The 15,922-nt window shown below is 59.1% G+C and carries 17 protein-coding genes; 14 read left to right on the top strand and 3 right to left on the bottom strand.

The window, feature by feature from the left end:
* The first annotated feature begins 28 nt into the window (after positions 1-28).
* The 5 genes from EKL15_RS16005 to EKL15_RS15985 all read left to right on the top strand — a co-directional run bounded on the left by EKL15_RS16005 (position 29) and on the right by EKL15_RS15985 (position 3,832).
* Positions 29-1,132 (top strand): branched-chain amino acid ABC transporter substrate-binding protein, encoded by a 1,104-nt coding sequence (locus EKL15_RS16005; RefSeq protein WP_369803927.1) that lies wholly within the window; start codon positions 29-31, stop codon positions 1,130-1,132.
* 18 nt (positions 1,133-1,150) lie between these two features.
* Positions 1,151-1,642, top strand: a complete 492-nt coding sequence (locus EKL15_RS16000) for an L-2-amino-thiazoline-4-carboxylic acid hydrolase (protein ID WP_100395744.1) — start codon at positions 1,151-1,153, stop codon at positions 1,640-1,642.
* Positions 1,639-2,865, top strand: a complete 1,227-nt coding sequence (locus EKL15_RS15995) for a Zn-dependent hydrolase (protein ID WP_100395743.1) — start codon at positions 1,639-1,641, stop codon at positions 2,863-2,865. The genes EKL15_RS16000 and EKL15_RS15995 overlap by 4 nt, the downstream gene beginning before the upstream one ends.
* Positions 2,866-2,947: 82 nt before the next feature.
* Positions 2,948-3,295 (top strand): helix-turn-helix transcriptional regulator, encoded by a 348-nt coding sequence (locus tag EKL15_RS15990; protein WP_004938187.1) that lies wholly within the window; start codon positions 2,948-2,950, stop codon positions 3,293-3,295.
* 3 nt (positions 3,296-3,298) lie between these two features.
* Complete coding sequence (locus tag EKL15_RS15985; RefSeq protein ID WP_060418727.1) at positions 3,299-3,832, top strand: SRPBCC family protein; 534 nt, start codon at positions 3,299-3,301, stop codon at positions 3,830-3,832.
* On the opposite strand, the gene EKL15_RS15980 is transcribed toward EKL15_RS15985, so the two are convergent.
* Positions 3,833-4,861, bottom strand: coding sequence for a transporter (locus EKL15_RS15980; RefSeq protein WP_060439873.1), 1,029 nt, complete (start codon positions 4,859-4,861; stop codon positions 3,833-3,835).
* Positions 4,862-5,118: 257 nt separating this feature from the next.
* Here EKL15_RS15980 and EKL15_RS15975 point away from each other — a divergent pair, with 257 nt between their 5' ends.
* The gene (locus tag EKL15_RS15975; protein WP_100395742.1) at positions 5,119-5,871 is read left to right on the top strand and encodes a hypothetical protein; all 753 of its coding nucleotides are present in this window, start codon (positions 5,119-5,121) and stop codon (positions 5,869-5,871) included.
* 65 nt (positions 5,872-5,936) lie between these two features.
* On the opposite strand, the gene EKL15_RS15970 is transcribed toward EKL15_RS15975, so the two are convergent.
* Positions 5,937-7,367, bottom strand: coding sequence for an SH3 domain-containing protein (locus tag EKL15_RS15970; RefSeq protein ID WP_203089879.1), 1,431 nt, complete (start codon positions 7,365-7,367; stop codon positions 5,937-5,939).
* 229 nt (positions 7,368-7,596) lie between these two features.
* Here EKL15_RS15970 and nudI point away from each other — a divergent pair, with 229 nt between their 5' ends.
* The 3 genes from nudI (at position 7,597) to EKL15_RS15955 (ending at position 10,077) form a co-directional block, all read left to right on the top strand.
* Entirely contained in the window at positions 7,597-8,022 is a 426-nt protein-coding gene (gene nudI, locus EKL15_RS15965; protein ID WP_100395740.1) for a nucleoside triphosphatase NudI, read from the top strand.
* Between the two features lie 93 nt (positions 8,023-8,115).
* Entirely contained in the window at positions 8,116-8,952 is an 837-nt protein-coding gene (gene pbpG, locus EKL15_RS15960; RefSeq protein ID WP_100395739.1) for a D-alanyl-D-alanine endopeptidase, read from the top strand.
* Positions 8,953-9,090: 138 nt separating this feature from the next.
* On the top strand, positions 9,091-10,077 hold the full coding sequence (locus tag EKL15_RS15955; RefSeq protein WP_060418708.1) for an MsnO8 family LLM class oxidoreductase: 987 nt from the start codon (positions 9,091-9,093) through the stop codon (positions 10,075-10,077).
* Here EKL15_RS15955 and EKL15_RS15950 read toward each other — a convergent pair.
* Positions 10,074-11,378: an aminotransferase class I/II-fold pyridoxal phosphate-dependent enzyme gene (locus EKL15_RS15950; RefSeq protein ID WP_100395738.1), complete on the bottom strand. Its 1,305-nt coding sequence runs from the start codon at positions 11,376-11,378 to the stop codon at positions 10,074-10,076. The genes EKL15_RS15955 and EKL15_RS15950 overlap by 4 nt on opposite strands.
* Before the next feature lie 66 nt (positions 11,379-11,444).
* On the opposite strand from EKL15_RS15950, the gene EKL15_RS15945 reads away from it, so the two are divergent.
* The 5 genes from EKL15_RS15945 (at position 11,445) to EKL15_RS15925 (ending at position 15,919) form a co-directional block, all read left to right on the top strand.
* Positions 11,445-11,699, top strand: coding sequence for a hypothetical protein (locus EKL15_RS15945; RefSeq protein ID WP_004938217.1), 255 nt, complete (start codon positions 11,445-11,447; stop codon positions 11,697-11,699).
* Positions 11,696-12,412, top strand: coding sequence for a glutamine amidotransferase (locus tag EKL15_RS15940; protein ID WP_100395737.1), 717 nt, complete (start codon positions 11,696-11,698; stop codon positions 12,410-12,412). Before EKL15_RS15945 ends, EKL15_RS15940 begins: the two co-directional genes overlap by 4 nt.
* 3 nt (positions 12,413-12,415) lie before the next feature.
* Positions 12,416-13,255: a pyridoxal kinase gene (pdxY, locus tag EKL15_RS15935; protein ID WP_055315530.1), complete on the top strand. Its 840-nt coding sequence runs from the start codon at positions 12,416-12,418 to the stop codon at positions 13,253-13,255.
* A 452-nt stretch (positions 13,256-13,707) separates the two neighbouring features.
* The gene (locus EKL15_RS15930) at positions 13,708-14,232 is read left to right on the top strand and encodes a hypothetical protein (RefSeq protein ID WP_100395736.1); all 525 of its coding nucleotides are present in this window, start codon (positions 13,708-13,710) and stop codon (positions 14,230-14,232) included.
* 79 nt (positions 14,233-14,311) lie between these two features.
* Positions 14,312-15,919, top strand: coding sequence for a hypothetical protein (locus tag EKL15_RS15925; RefSeq protein WP_100395735.1), 1,608 nt, complete (start codon positions 14,312-14,314; stop codon positions 15,917-15,919).
* Positions 15,920-15,922: the final 3 nt, after the last annotated feature.

The following is a 15,922-nucleotide window of genomic DNA, read 5'->3' as shown; positions in this document are numbered from 1 at the left end:
CAAGCCGTTGGCGCTGGCCGCCGTAACGATGATCCTGAGCCTTCCGGCGCTGGCGGACGACACCGTGTTGATCGGCCTGGCCGGGCCGCTGACCGGCCCTTCCGCGCGCATCGGCAAAGATCTCGAAAACGGCGCGCGCCTCGCGATCGCCGACGCCAACGCGCAAAAGCCGACGCTGAACGGCAAACCGGTCACCTTCAAATTGCTGTCCGAGGACGATCAGTCCGATCCGCGCACCGCCGTGGCCGTCGCGCAGCGTTTGGTCGACGAGGGCGTCGCCGGCGTGGTCGGCCACTGGAATACCGGCACCAGCATCCCGGCGGCGCGTATCTACCACGACGCCGGCATCGCCCAGGTGGCACCGGTCGCCACCGGCCACGGCTACACGCAACAAGGCTTTGACACCAGCTTCCGCGTGATGGGCCACGACGACGACGGCGGCAACTATGCCGGGCAGTATGCGGTGAAAACGCTGAAAGCCCAGCGCATCGCGGTGATCGACGATCGCACCGCCTTCGGCCAGGGCCTAGCGGACGAGTTCATCAAATCGCTGCAGGCCCAGGGCGTGCAGCCGGTCACCCGCGAGTACGTCGACGACAAGACCGTCGATTTCAGCGCCGTGCTGACCACCGTGCGCAGCAAAAACGCCGATCTGATCTTCTTCGGCGGCGTGGACTCCCAGGCTGCGCCGCTGGCGCGCAAACTGAAACAGCTGGGCATGAACGCGCAGCTGATGGGCGCCGGCGGCTTTGTCAGCCAGACCTTCCTGACGCTGGCGCAGCGGGAAGGCGAAGGCGTGGTGGCACTGGAGCCCGGGCTGCCGCTGGAACAGATGCCGGGCGGCAAGGCGTTTGAACAAGCCTACCGCGATCGTTACCACACCCACATCGAACTGCATGCGCCCTTCGCCTACGACGCCACCCGGGTGCTGATCGCCGCCATCGAGCAGGCCGGCTCGGCCAATCCGGCCGATTACCTGCCGAAACTGCGCGCCATACATTACCAGGGCGTGACCGGCGCCATTGCCTTCGATGCGCAGGGCAACCTGCAACAGCCGAGCTTCACCCTGTACCGGGTAGTGGACGGCAAATGGCAGCCGCAAACCGTGTTGGGCGGCGCCAAACCACAATAAATCAAGAGGAGCAAGGCGATGAGCTGTGCAAACAACGAATTGGGCATTTTCGCCCGCAGAAAGATCGAAGCGGAGATCATCAAACCGATCTACCAGATTCTGGTGCGTGAAATCGGCAAGGTGCGCGCTCAGGCGGTGATCGGCGAAGCCATCGAGAATGCCGCCATCGCGGCAGGCAAGCAGTTCGCCGCACAGGAGCCGAACGGCGCGGATCTGCGCAGCTTCGCCGCCTTGCAGTACCTGTGGGAAAAAGACGATGCGCTGCGCGTCGAGGTGATCAATCAGGACGAACAGCACTTCGACTATAACGTCACCCGCTGCCGCTATGCCGAGATGTATCACGAGATGGGGCTGGGGGAAATCGGCCACCTGCTCTCCTGCGCGCGCGACAGCCAGTTTATCGTCGGCTATGCCCCGGAGGTCGAGCTGCAGCGCAGCCAAACCATCATGTCCGGCGCCCCCTGCTGCGATTTCCGCTACACCGCCAAAACACCGGGAGAAGAACAATGACGTATCGGGTCAACGGCGAGCGCCTGTGGCAAAGCCTGCACGCGATGGCGCAGTTCGGCGCCATCGCCGACAACGGCGTCACCCGCCTGGCGCTCAGCGAAGAGGACCGGCAGGCGCGCGACCAGCTGCATCTCTGGGCGCTGGAGGCCGGTTGCAGCGTGCGCGTCGATCGAATGGGCAACATGTTCCTGCGCCGTGAAGGTTCGCGGCCCGAGCTGGCGCCGGTGGTCACCGGTTCTCACGGCGACTCGCAGCCCCAGGGTGGCCGTTTCGACGGCATCTACGGCGTGCTGGCCGGGTTGGAGGTTATTCGCAGCCTTAACGATCGGCAGATCGTCACCGAACGCGCGATTGAAGTGATCAACTGGACCAACGAAGAAGGCGCGCGCTTCGCGCCGGCGATGATCGCCTCCGGGGTGTTCGCCGGGGTATTCGATCTCGAGTACGGCCTGTCGCGCCGCGACGAGCATGGCATCAGCCTCGGCGAGGCGCTGGAACGCATCGGCTACGCCGGCGAACACCCGGTGGGCGGCATGCCGATCCACGCCGCCTTCGAGCTGCACATCGAACAGGGGCCGATTCTGGAAGCGGAACACCTCGACATCGGCGTCGTGACCGCCGCACAAGGGCAGCGCTGGTACGAACTGGAAGTCGTCGGCTTCAGCGCCCATGCCGGCACCACGCCGATGGATCGCCGCCGCGACGCCCTGCTGGGCTTCACCGAGCTGGTGACGGCGGTCAACGGTATCGGCTGGGATTTCGCACCCGATGCGCGCGCCACGGTGGGCATGGCGCAAATCACCCCCAATTCACGCAACGTGGTGCCGGGCCGGGTCTTTTTCAGCGTCGAATTCCGTCATCCAGAGGAGGCAACCCTGGAGCAGATGGAGCAGCGCCTGCTGGCGGCGGTAAACCACGTCAACGGCGGCGGCCTGACCGCTCGCGCCGAGCGCATCTTTCAGTATCCTCCAATCGCTTTCGATCGGGGCTGCATCGACAGCGTACGCCACGCCGCACAAGCCTTGGGCTATCGCCATCGCGACATGATTTCCGGCGCCGGCCACGATGCCTGTTACCTTAATCGCGTCGCGCCGACCGCCATGATTTTCATCCCCTGCGTGGATGGCATCAGCCACAACGAACGGGAAGATATCACTCCCGCCTGGGCCGCCAAAGGTGCCGACGTCTTGCTGAACGCGCTGCTGGCGCACGCCGACGCCTGAACCTCGCCCCGGTTTTTCGCCGGGGCAAAAAATATTCAACAAAACGGTTGAATATTAGCCTGCCTGTTCTATATTCAACCATATGGTTGAATTATCTTCCTCACAGCTGGACGCCATTTTTCATGCGCTGGCCGATCCGACCCGCCGCTCGATGTTACGCGCGCTGGCCGGCGGTGAACGCAGCATCGGCGAACTGGCCGCGCCGCTGCAAATGTCGTTCGCCGGCGCCTCCAAGCACGTGAAAGCACTGGAACATGCGGGCCTGGTGCAACGCACCGTGCAAGGAAGAAACCATATCTGCCGGCTTGAACCCGAGCCTATGGCGCAGGCCATGCACTGGCTGCAAACCTATGAACATTTCTGGACTGAACGGCTGGATGCGCTCGAACAGGCGCTGCTGCAGCCCGAACAGCTTCCTCCCAAGGAGTGAACCATGAATGATTACGGCATGATTATCGAACCCGGCACGCTGCGCATCCAGCGGCTGCTGCCCGGCCCCATCGAGCGGGTGTGGGCTTACCTGACCGAATCCGACAAGCGCGCCACCTGGCTGGCGGCCGGCGCCATGAAGTTGGAAAACGGCGCGCCGCTGGAGCTGGAGTTTCGCAACTCCGATTTGGCGGGCGAGCACGAACCACCGCCGGCCAAGTACAAACAGCACGGCGGCTGCGTCAGCAACCGCGGCCACATCACCTGCCTGTTTCCGCCGCGCCTGCTGAGCTTTACCTGGGCCGAACAGGATCAGGGCCGTCCTTCCGAGGTGACTTTCGAACTGACGGAACAGGGAAGCGCCGTGCTGCTGACGGTCACCCACCGGCGCTTGGCCAACCGCGACGAGATGCTCAGCGTCGCCGGCGGCTGGCACACCCATCTGGATATCCTGTTAGATCGCCTGCACGATCGGGCGCCGCAGCCGTTCTGGAGCACCCATGCCCGGCTGGAAGAAGAGTACCGCGCCCGCCTGTAATTACGTCTCGTCCCTGCGCCTGAACGCCAGATAACCGGCGATCAGCGTAAAACTGCCGACCAGCAACACCAGTAGGATAAAACCGTGGTGATTGCTGGCCAGCGGGATACCCCCCACGTTCATGCCGAAGAAACCGGCGACGATATTGATCGGCAATGCCAGCACGGTAATCACCGTCAGCGTGTAGAGCGTGCGGTTGTTCTGCTCCATCAGCTTGGCGCCCAGCTCCTCCTGCAGCAGCCGGATGCGTTCGGTCAGGCTGGCGAGATCGTTCAATACCACGGTGAACTCTTCGGTAAACTGCCGCAGATCCTGTACCACCTCGCGACTGAGCCAGGTCGGCGGCCGGTTCAACAGGCGAAACAGCGCGGCCGGCTCCGGCGCCAGCAGGCGCTGAAAGCGCAATAACATGCGACGCATGCGCCCCAGCTCGGCGCGGTTGCGTTTGACACGGCGGGTCAACAAGCGGTCCTCAATGGTATCGACATACTGGTTGGCCTGCCGCACCACCTGTTCCAGCACGTCTTCCTGCTCTTCCAGCAGGTGCGCCAGCAGCTCGGTGGACGAGGCCAGCTGCAGCGCCGTCAGGCGGCCGAGCAGCCGTTCAATGAGTCGCACCGGTTTATGACGCACGGTGACCACCAGCCCACGGCAGCAATAGAGCCACAGCGTCGCCGTCTCCGGGTTACTGTCCTCGGGGTGGAAAATCACGTCGTTGAGCACCGCGAACAGATCGTCGCCCTGGCGCTCGATGCGCGTGGTGTGGGAGCCGTGGCGAATCTCGTGAAAGAAAAAATCGGAAATGGCGAAATGATTTTTCAGCCACTTCTCCGCCGCCGCGTGGTTGAGATTGAGGTGCAGCCAGATAAAACCGTCGCCGGGGGGCAACGCCTGGTAGGCCTGGCAAACCTGCTGTGAGTTCAGGCGCATCGGCGGTTCACCGGAACGAAACGCATGGCCGTAGATCAGCCCGGTCACTTCATCATCGAAATCAAGCTTGTGCATCTTTTCCGCCAACCGTTGCACCATAACGCCTTATCCTGCCTTTCGCCGTTAACCCAGATCGTCCCCGCTGTTATAGCAATCTTTATCTATCGGCGTTAATGATTTTCAGCGTTCCCGATGATTAATATTTTCGTCATAAAAACGTCATCGCCATTCAACATCGTTTTCATCCCTTGCCCGCTCAGCGACCGCACAATGGCAACATGAATATAGAGACTGGTACCCTCCATCACGCAAGACATATTTATTTAAGGAACACGACCAATAAGGAGATAACGACAATGAATACGTTTATTACAGGCGGATGGAGCCAGTCTCTGACTGGCCAACCTCTCAAAGAGTTCGATGTCATGATGTATGGCATGGTCACCAACCTTGATGGATTGACCACGGGCACATCAGCGCATCCAGGATGGAGCCCGGAAAAGCAAAACAAACCCGATACTCTCCCCGGTTTTAAAGGAAAGACGCTCTGGGTTTATGGCGGCGGCGGATGCTCCCCACAGCAAAAGCCGGCAAATGAGGATGAAGTGTTGAGGATCGTCGAAGCCACGGTAGACCGGGGCTGGGACGGCGTCGATTTTGATGACGAATGCAATATGAACACCGAACGGGTCATCGAAGCCATGAAACGGCTAAAAGAGGCCCGAAAAGAGACCAGCCTGGGTTTTATTGCCGGCTATTCCTACAATCATCCCAATACGGAAAATGGTAAAAAGCTCAACGAGAAAGTCAGAAAAATCATCCTGTCAGGCCAGTGCGATCGCTTTATTCATTACTGCTATGCCGCAGCGATGTGGAGCGATGACGATATTCTCGCCAATGTCATCCCGGCATTAAAACAATCGTTGGCCAACGGCGCCGAGAATAAAAAATGCATTCTGGCCCTGACGACCCGGGGATTGACCGACTGGAATTTAAATTACTTTATCGATCAGGTTCTGGATTTTAATCTTGGCGGATTGTTTATTTGGAATTACGCCAACCTGACGGATGAACATAATAAAATCATCAAAAACCGGCTAGGCAATTAACACTCCCCGCTTGCCCTCGCCTATCAAGAGACCGTCAAGGCGGCCACTTGATAGGCATTCAGACGTTACTCAATAAAACCCAGTTTGAACTGCGCCTTGCCCGCCAGCGAGGTCAGCTCAGGATCCTCCGGGTAGGTAGCCAGAAGCGGGAAAAAGACTGCGCCGCCGATAATGCTGCGGCTTTTTGAATCTGCCGGGCGCAGGCCCCAGATATTTTGGTACGTCATCGGGACACTCCGGCCGTTAATCGCCGCATTGCCGATATACAGCATGATATGGCCCGGAATGTAGACCAGCGTGGTGAACGGCTTGCCATGCTCCTTGAGATAGCGCAGCCGCTCATCCGTGTTCGCCTGACTGAGATCGACCACTCGGCTTGCCGCCTCTATCTGCGCGGCGGAATTCCTGGGAAGAAACACCCCGAAAGGCATCAACAGGCTGCGCAGTTCGGAAGAGCAGTCATTATTGAAGTTATCATTCCCCCAGCCGTAGGGCCTGCCGCTCATCGAACGCATCAGCGTGGCAAGATGGTCTGGCGTCATTCGCCACGGCATGGCGGCAAACTCCCCCTCCTTTAAATCGATCCGGCGAATTTGCGCGCGACCATCCTCCCGGCGTACCGGCACGGCAACCTTAAAAACACCCTGCCGGTGACGGTAAAATGGCAGAACCGTGCCATGACGCGCCGTAAAATAAAACAGCTCCCCCTCTTGTACCGACACCGGCTGCTGAATGAATGCCCCCAAATTTTTCCCTGCCAGCGCCAGCCATTCGCTGACAAACCGCCGATCCGCCGCCGCGATATCTTCGCTATGCACCCAGCCGATCACCGTAGGCGATATGACGTATTTCCAGCGTTTATCGCGACTTTCCGTCACAACGTATACCGGTGTACCGGGGTGGATAGAAGAGTCCTGCAAATTATCAAAGGGATAACCTTGCCCTGCCAGACGCGGATCGTCATAAGCCGGATCGTCTGTCGGCAACATCCTGACCAGCGTTTCCCTAATCGCAATACCTCTGGCCGAAGAATGATAAGCCTTGTCAATGCCGACAGACGCATTATTCCTGACCTGCTGTTTCCAGCGCTCAGCGTGAGTCCTGAAGTTTTCCCCCCAGGAAACGCTGTCATTTCCAAGATATTTATCCATTGCGGCATCACGGTGGCTTTCCGCTTCACGGCTCAAGACGGAAGCGATGTAATGCGGATTCCAGGGGGACTCCTCATTCGGCCCCATGCCAAAATAGTGGGATTTGAGGGCAGAGAAATGACGTTGCTGCGCAGCGTCATCCAGCACGGCGACCTGCCGCTGCGGGCCGGGAGGCAGCCATTTATCGACAGACTGCGAATAATTGTCCAACGGAAAAAGCGACTTGGTTGGATCGATAGGGGCAGACGCCGTAGCGTCGTGAGGTGGCGGTCTGACCGACGCGCTGTGGCAGGCCGACAGCAACAGCAAGAGAGTCAGGCACAGCGGTTTTATTCCATTAAGCATGCGTTATCCACTCCGTGACAGGTTAAAAAGCCCTCTTTATCCTGAAGAGAAATCATACTAATTGATACTTATTAACATCGGCGATTGATTTCCCGTTGAAGAAGACAAAGCCGGTGGTATAGCAAGCGCCAATCGGATTTCCCGCCGCCGCGTAGAACGCGACCTGTCTCGCTGCCCCGCGCCGCCAAACCTGCTACCCTGCGGGTTTGTTTTTTGACAGGAGTCTTCCATGCGCCAACGCATCATTGTCTGCCCGCTGATTGAAAACGATAACGCCTTCCTGCTGTGCAAGATGGCCGCCCACAAGGGCGTATTCCCCGGCCAGTGGGCACTGTCCGGCGGCGGCGTCGAGCCGGGTGAGCAGATTGAACAGGCGCTGCGGCGCGAAGTGCGCGAAGAGCTGGGCGCCGCGCTGATCCTCGACAGCATCACGCCCTGGACCTTCCGCGACGACGTGCGCATCAAAACCTACGCCGACGGCAACCGCGAGCAAATCTATATGATTTACCTGATTTTCGACTGCCATGCCGCCAACCGCGACGTGACGATCAACGACGAGTTTGACGACTACGCCTGGGTGCCGCGCGAGCGCTTGGCGGAGTACGATCTGAACGAGGCCACCCGCTTCACGCTGCGGCAACGCGGGCTGCTGTAACAGTTTGAGCGAATATCACCCTATTTCCTTCACATTTGCCGGGCAGACTCTTTTGATATTTTTTAATCACTTAGGGTCATTATTGCCGTCGTTATGCTTTTATCTCTCGCTTTTCTCCGTCTGCCCGTCCGGCGCTTCGGCGCCGCCCTCCTGTTCAGCCTGCTGTTCGTTTTGGCGCCCGTGCATGCCGCCACGCCGCCGCTGGTACTGAATGCCAAGTCGGTGCTGGTCGTCAATCAACGCACCGGAAAGACGCTCTATCAAAAGCAGCCGAACCGCGTGCTGCCGATCGCCTCGCTCACCAAACTGATGACCGCCATGGTCGCTCTGGACAGCAAACGCCCGATGAGCAGCCCGCTCAAGGTCACCGCCGCCGATCGCGATCTGCTGAAGAAAACCCACTCGCGCCTGACCATCGGCTCGGTGCTCAGCCGCCGCGACATGCTGCACATCGCCCTGATGTCTTCGGAGAACCGCGCCGCTGCGGCGCTGAGCCGCAGCTATCCCGGCGGGCGCAAAGCCTTCGTGGCGAAAATGAACCAGAAAGCGCGCGCCATCGGCATGAAACGCGCCCGCTTCTACGATCCGACCGGGCTGACGCCGCGCAATGTAGCGACCGCCAACGATCTGCTGAAGATGGTCAATCACGCCTATCGCTATCAGTCGATTCGCCGCTTCAGCACCGACAAGCAGCAGATCGTGCGCCCTGGCCGCGGCCAACTGGTCTACCGCAGCTCCAACGGCCTGATCAATAACCCGGCCTGGCAGATTCAGCTGCAGAAAACCGGCTTTACCGACGAGGCCGGCCACTGCCTGGTGATGCGCACCACCATCAAAGGACAACCGGTGGTGATGATCCTGCTCGGCGCGCAGCCGCGCTACGGCCACTACCGTGACGCCATTCGTCTGAAGGCCTGGCTCGAGGGATAACAACGCGGCGCTTTACCGTTCTGCGCATATCCAAATCCGTTTTGGATCAATGGAATATCCTATCGCCAATCAGTATTAAGGCGCGCGCCGCCCGCATGGTATTTGTCAGGCATATCTGATGAGGAAAGGAGCGGGAAAATGGCTTATGCCTTGAGCATATTGGAAAAGAGTCCGATCGCCGACGGGGAAAGCGCCGCCCAGGCGCTGGCGCGCACGCTGCATCTGGCGCAGCAGGCGGAACGCTGGGGTTATCGGCGTTTCTGGCTGGCGGAGCACCACAACACGCCGCAGCTCGCCTGCCCGTCGCCGGAAGTGCTGATCGGCTACCTGCTCGGCCAGACGTCGCGCATTCGCATCGGCTCCGGCGGCGTAATGCTGCAACACTACAGCGCCTACAAGGTAGCCGAAAACTTCAACCTGCTGGCGGCGCTGGCACCGGGGCGCGTCGATCTCGGGGTGGGCAAAGCGCCCGGCGGGCTGCCGCTCGCCACCCAGGCGCTGCAGGCCGCTCATGACCGCCAAAACAAACCGGCTTTCCCGCAGCAGCTGTCGCAGCTGACCGCCTATCTGAACGACGACGCCGAGCCGGGACTGAGCGCCACACCGCTGCCGCCGCACGCCGCCCAGCGCTTTCTGCTCGGTGCCAGCAAAGAGAGCGCGACGCTGGCGGCCGAATCCGGCTGGGCCTTCGTGTTCGCCGCGCATCTGAACGGCAATCCGCAGGATATCCGCGAGGCGCTGGCGCACTACACCGCACTGAGCGGTGGCCGCAAGGCGCTGCTGGCGGTGGCGGCGATCGCGGCGCCAAACGCGGAACAGGCCGCGGCGCTGGCGGCGGATATTCAGCAATACCGCGTGCACGTCGCCGGTGAGCAGAGCGTGACCGTCGGCAGCCTGGCCCAGGCGGAGAGTTTCGTGCAGCAGGCCGGCGCCACCGACTACCGCATCGAACCCCGAGAAAGTCATATCCTGCTCGGCACTGCGCCGCAGGTGCATCAGCAACTGGCGCAGCTGCAGCAGCGCTACGGCGTGGACGAGTTCATCATCGACACGCCGATCGGCGAACCGAGCGCCCGGCTCACCTCACTGCAGTTGCTGGCGGAGGAGAGCCTGACACCGGCCTAGTTGATCGCCGCGCTGGCCCGCATGGCGTCGGCCAGATCCTGCGCCAGCGGCGCCAGCTGCGCCGGCACGACGTTGGCCAGGCTGACGCGGATCGCAGGGTCACCCTTCAGGCGGAAAGGTTCGCCGCCCTGCACCAGCCACCCCCGCTGGGCCATCAGCTGCGCGGCGGCGGTTTCCGACCGCACCGGCAACCACAGATGCAGCCCTTCACCCACCGCCAGCGCCGTGTGATTCAGCGCGTTGAGACGCCGCACCAGCTCATCTCTTCTGGCTTGATACGCCTGTTGCGCCCGCTGCAGCTGCCCCTCCTGCAAGGCCTGCCCCCACAGTCTGGCGGCAATCTGCTGCAAGATATGGCTGACCCAGCGTTCGCTGATGTACTGATCGGCGCGCATCGCCTGCAGCAACGTCGGGTTACCGCAGGCTAGCGCGATGCGCAGATCCGGGCTGAGAAACTTGCTCAGCGACAGCACGTACAGGCCGCGATCGCCGTCGAACGGCAGATGCAGCGGCTGCTGCGACAGCGGCCCCCAGAAATCGTCGACGATCGCCAGACACTGCGGATTTTCGCTGAGAAAACGCCGCCACTGCTGCGCGCGTTGCGCAGAGAGCGAGGCGCCGGTCGGATTGTGGGCGCGCGGCGTCAGGATCACCGCGCCCGCCGCTCCGCTTTCCGGCAACCGGCATCCCTGCTCATCCATCGCCAGCGGCAGCGGCCGCAAACGCAGGTGGCGCAGCAGCGTCAATAGCGGCGGCCAGCAGGGGTCTTCCACCCACACCGCCGCGCCCGGCTGCATATGGCAGCGCAGTGCCTTTTCCATCGCGTCCAGCGCGCCAGAGAATACCGCAGGCTCCCCCAGGCTAACGCCCTGGCGGCCGAGCCACTCGCGCCCCAGGCCGGTCAGCACCGGGAGATCGCCGCTGATGTCATAGCCGTTTTGTTGCGGGAATCCCTCCGCCGCGCCCAGTGCCAACGCCGGCAACAGGGCGGCATCCAGATTGCCGCTGGCCAGATCGCACATTCCCGCCGGCACCTGGCGCGGCGTATAGGCCGCACTCACCGCCGCCAGCGGCGGTTCCAGCACCACCGTTCCCGCCCGCCCACGCGTCGCCACCAGACCGGCATCGCGCAATCGGCCGTATGCGCTGGCGACGGTATTCGCATTGACCTCCAGCTCCGCCGCCAGCTGGCGTACCGGTGGCAGCAGCTCACCCGGCCGCAGCGTGCCGCCTTTGATGCGTGCGGCGATCTGCTCGGCAATCTGGACAGCGCCGCCGCCTTTTGCATACAATGAAGTCATACATAAATCCTTTTGTACTAGTTCAAACAAGATTAGCAGCTTCCGCGGCCAAAAGTAAGGGGTTCCATGGATAAACATTACGTGCTCGACATTCAGTATGCAGGAAAAGCCTTTGCCCGCCTGGAGATGTTCACCCCCTGGGCCGCCGATCAGCTGGAGCAGGCCTGCGCGCTGTTCCCGGCTGCGCAGGGTTATCAGGTGCAGCTCAGCCAGGTCAGCGAACGCCGTATCGTCTACCAGAGCGGCGCGCAAGGCATCACCGTGCTGGGCGAGTCGCTGGCGCTGACGCCGTTCACCCACGCTCACGAGGTTAAACAATGAAAAAAGCCGTCGCCATTCGACACGTCAATTTTGAAAACCTGGGCATCCTCGGTTCCCTGCTCTCGCTGCGTGGCTATCAGATCGACTATTACGATGCCGGCCGCGATGATATTCGTGCTATCAATAATGAAGAGACCGATCTGTTGGTGGTGCTCGGCGGGCCGATCAGCGCTGCCCAGCACTTTTCCGGCGCGCTGCGCTATGATTTTCTCGACCATGAATTGGCGCTGGTCAAACAGCGCCTGGCGCAGCGGCGGCCGACCCTCGGGGTGTGTCTCGGCGCTCAGGTGATCGCCCAGGCGCTGGGCGCCGACGTGATCTCGCTCGGCGTCAAAGAGATCGGCTTCGCCCCGCTGACCACGCTAGCGGCGGAAGACGACTCGCCGCTGGCGCCGCTGGCCGATACGCCGGTGCTGCATTGGCACGGCGATATGTTCACGATCCCGGAGGGCGCCCGCTGCCTGGCCGGCACGGCGGTTTGTCCGCATCAGGCCTTCGACTATCAGGGGTTTGCGCTCGGCCTGCAGTTCCATCTGGAGGCGGATCATCGCGATATCGAACGCTGGCTGATTGGCCATGCCTGCGAGCTGGAACTGGCCGGCGTCGCGCCCCAAAACCTGCGCGAACAGGCGGCGCGCCACGGCACACAGCTGGAACAGCGTGCGCGGCAGGTGTTCGCCCGCTGGCTGGATAATAACGAACCAAGGATGTAACTCATGCAACAGACTTCACCCTTACGGTCACCGTCCATCGACGTGATCAGCATTCAATCTCAGGTGGTCTACGGCAGCGTCGGCAACGGTATCGCCTACCGCGCCCTGCTGAAAAAGGGGCTGGAAGCGCTGCAGGTGCCCAGCGTGCTGTTCGGCTGCCCACCCTATTACGGCAAACCGCACGGTGGCGTCATCTCCGGCGAGTGGTTCGGCGGCTTTCTCGACGATCTGATCGCCCGCGGCGTGATGAAACGCACCCGGGCGGTGATCGTCGGGTATCTGGGCGACGTGATGCAATGCCATATTCTGGCCAACTGGCTGCAGCGGGTGCGCGCCCTCAATCCGCAGATAAAGATCTATATCGATCCGGTGATGGGCGATTACGGCGAAGGGATCTACGTGGATGAGCGCATCGTCAACTGCTATCGCTCGCCGTTCCTGCGGCTGGCCAACGGCCTGACGCCGAACGGTTTCGAACTGGAGCAGCTGTGCGGCCGCTCTTTGAGCAGCCGGGAGCAGACGCAACACGCCGCGCAGGCGCTGTTGAACGACACCACCGAATGGGTGCTGGTCACCAGCGCGCCGGGCGTGGCACAGCACGAAGACGAAGTGGGTTTAATGCTGGTCACCCGGCAGGAAGCGCAGTGCTTTACCCATCCGAAGGTCAAATCGGCGGTCAAAGGCACCGGCGATCTGTTCACCGCACTGCTGGTGAGCCATCTGCTGCACGGCGCCGCGCTCGACGCAGCAGTGGTTGCCGCCGGCGGCGAAGTGTGCGACGTGCTGGCCGAAGCGGCGCATTTCGGTTGGGAAGAGATCGGCAGCCTGCGGGCGTTAACCTAAACCCTGACCTGGGGCAGCCTGCTGCCCCGCCTCATCCGTCTTGATTGCTCACCGTGGCAATCATTCCGCTGCGAATTTTATTTATTACTCCGTCAATGATGCGCACAGTAATGATAAATTAATTCACTATATATAAAAGATTAAACAACTAATGATTAGAGCCATTTAAAATCATAACCACACTCAACACATTGATTTATTAAAATTAAAGCCAATAAGAAAATAAAAACCGCAAAAAACATTCTGTTTTTTTGATTTCTTAAACTATTCCTCCTCTTTTACAACGCCGTGATTTTATTGATTATCTGTTATGCAAGAATAAACACTTAATTTATTTTTATGTATGTATTGCTTTTTCAAGCGCCATTGCTATTGTTGAATGTGAGTAAAACGCGGCGACAAAGCGATTCACCACCTCCTTTTTATACCATCCTGCGTATAAGGATCTGACTATGCCTATTAAAAAGTATGTCATTCTTGATAGCGCGCCCAAAGCTGTCGGCAATTCCGATTTTATTCTATTAGGGTTAAAGAACGAAGGTTTTGCCAGAGGTTGCCCGATGTTATTTGGCGGCACCGCCGATGCTAAAGATGGCCCGGTCGATGGAAAAAACTTTGCGTTGAATGTAATAAAAAGAGAAACCTGGGAAGAAACCAATCAAAATATCGGCGTGGAACAGGTGGTAAGATATCAGGTTTACCCCAATGACATCAGCGTTTATACCAGTAAAGACTTCACTTTCACCGGGAAAGTGGCCATTGGCGGTGAGTTTGCCTGGATTCGGAAAGTGAGCAAAGGCAAAATAAAAGCCTATTTTAAAAACAAACCCGCTGCCACTAAAGACATGTTTGCTCAAGAGCTTTATGCAATGACGCTGGATGTCGATATTGAACCCACCGATGCGGAATTCGAACAGTATTTATCTTCAGATTGCCTGAGCGCCATTTACGCTTACTGTAAAGAAACCTGCAAATAACGCCTGTTAAAAACGATGGGCACGCCATGATGATGGCGTGCATCTCTGGCAATGCCATTAATTTATTGGTGCCGATATTATGCTCGCAAAAGATTATACGTCAGATGAGAAACGCATCGTAAAAAACGTTATCGACCGATACGAGAACAGCGGCGTATTTCTTATCGAGCCAGGCGATCCGGTTTTAACCGAATTTTATGATATTCAATTAAAACTGGCCGGCGTCACCGCCGCCGCCGCACCGCAATTCACCCAGCTCTGGCAGCAGACGAAACGCGTCAAACGGGTCGCAGGCCGGATGAGCGAGGCCAACACCAGCGGCGCTCAGCCGGTGTACAGCATCGTCAGGCTGGATTCCACCGACGGTAAACGTTATCAAACCGACGCCATCGGCTCTCTGCCGGTTCAGGCGACCAATGTGACGCAAACCCTCGGCCTGTTCGACGGCGGCGCCGATAACGTCGGCAAGGTGGAATACAAAAGCGACTACGTTTACACGGCGGACTGCACCATCGGTGCCAGCGGTGACTATCCGCAAAGCCAGACCGGCGGCAGCTTTCCGGTTACGGTGATCTATACCTTCGCGCAAACGGTCGGCCAGCAAACCGTTTACGGCGCCGAAATCGTCACGACGCAAAGCTACCCGAAAGAAATGATCAACGATTCCCCGAGGAATCTGTATAACCAGCGCATGATCAAGATTTGCCTGACGCGTGACGATGGCGACTGTGATTATCGCACCGGCTACGATCAGGACGGCACGGTTAAAGTGCCGATAAAAGGCAACATCACCTATTTTGGCAATATTGATCTCAGCAATGGCAAGCCGGTCAACGCCAGCAATACCATTTATCTTATCCGTACCCGCGCCGGCGGCGATCCGATCACCCCTTACGGCGGCTATAATATTTTTAATTCTGCCGCAACCCGAATCAGCGGAAATAACATCACCTGGGATCTTGACTGGCTGAAATTCAACCGCGTCGATTTTGAATCCGGTGAGATGGTTTATTACGTTTTTAAAATTACGCTTGATGTCGAAGGCCGCAGCATCGCCGCCTTTATTACTAACGCGCCCAAAGAAAGCGATCCGGATCGCCGCCTGCTCAATACCGTACAAATCAAACCGATGCAGATTATTTATGGCTGCCTGGCAGAGGATACGTTGATTTTAATGCAGGATGGGACAGAAAAGCCGATAAATGCCCTCACGGCAGATGAATTCGTTATTTGCGGCAATAACCACCCCAGACGCATTGAGAATATCACCACGGGGCAGGAGCAGCATTACATTGATATTACCGCCCGCGACCAGGCGGCACGTGAATATCGCATAAAAGCCAGCCTGGGGCACCCTTTCGTCACCGCAAACGGTATTTGTCTCGCCCGTGAATTGACCTCAGGCATGCGTCTTAAAACTCGGCACGGTGAGTGCGAAATTACCGCCCTCTCTCTCCAGTCCGGTGAGTTAACCGTTTGTAACCTGCAACTCAGCGCTGACTCTCCGCTGCAAAAAACGCAATGCGCCCTCAGTACTTTTTATGCTAACGGCGTGCTGGTCGGTGACGCGCTGGTTCAACACCTCTATGAAGACGAATATCACCAACGCCCTAAAAACGTGCTGAAAACGCTGCCTGCCGAGTGGCACCAGGATTACCACAATATGATCAATGCAGCGGAAGAATAATAT

Source organism: Serratia sp. 4542 (assembly GCF_016805595.1).
In the GTDB taxonomy this organism is placed as follows: Bacteria; Pseudomonadota; Gammaproteobacteria; order Enterobacterales; family Enterobacteriaceae; genus Serratia; species Serratia nevei.
This window is presented reverse-complemented; position numbering and strand designations above follow the sequence as displayed.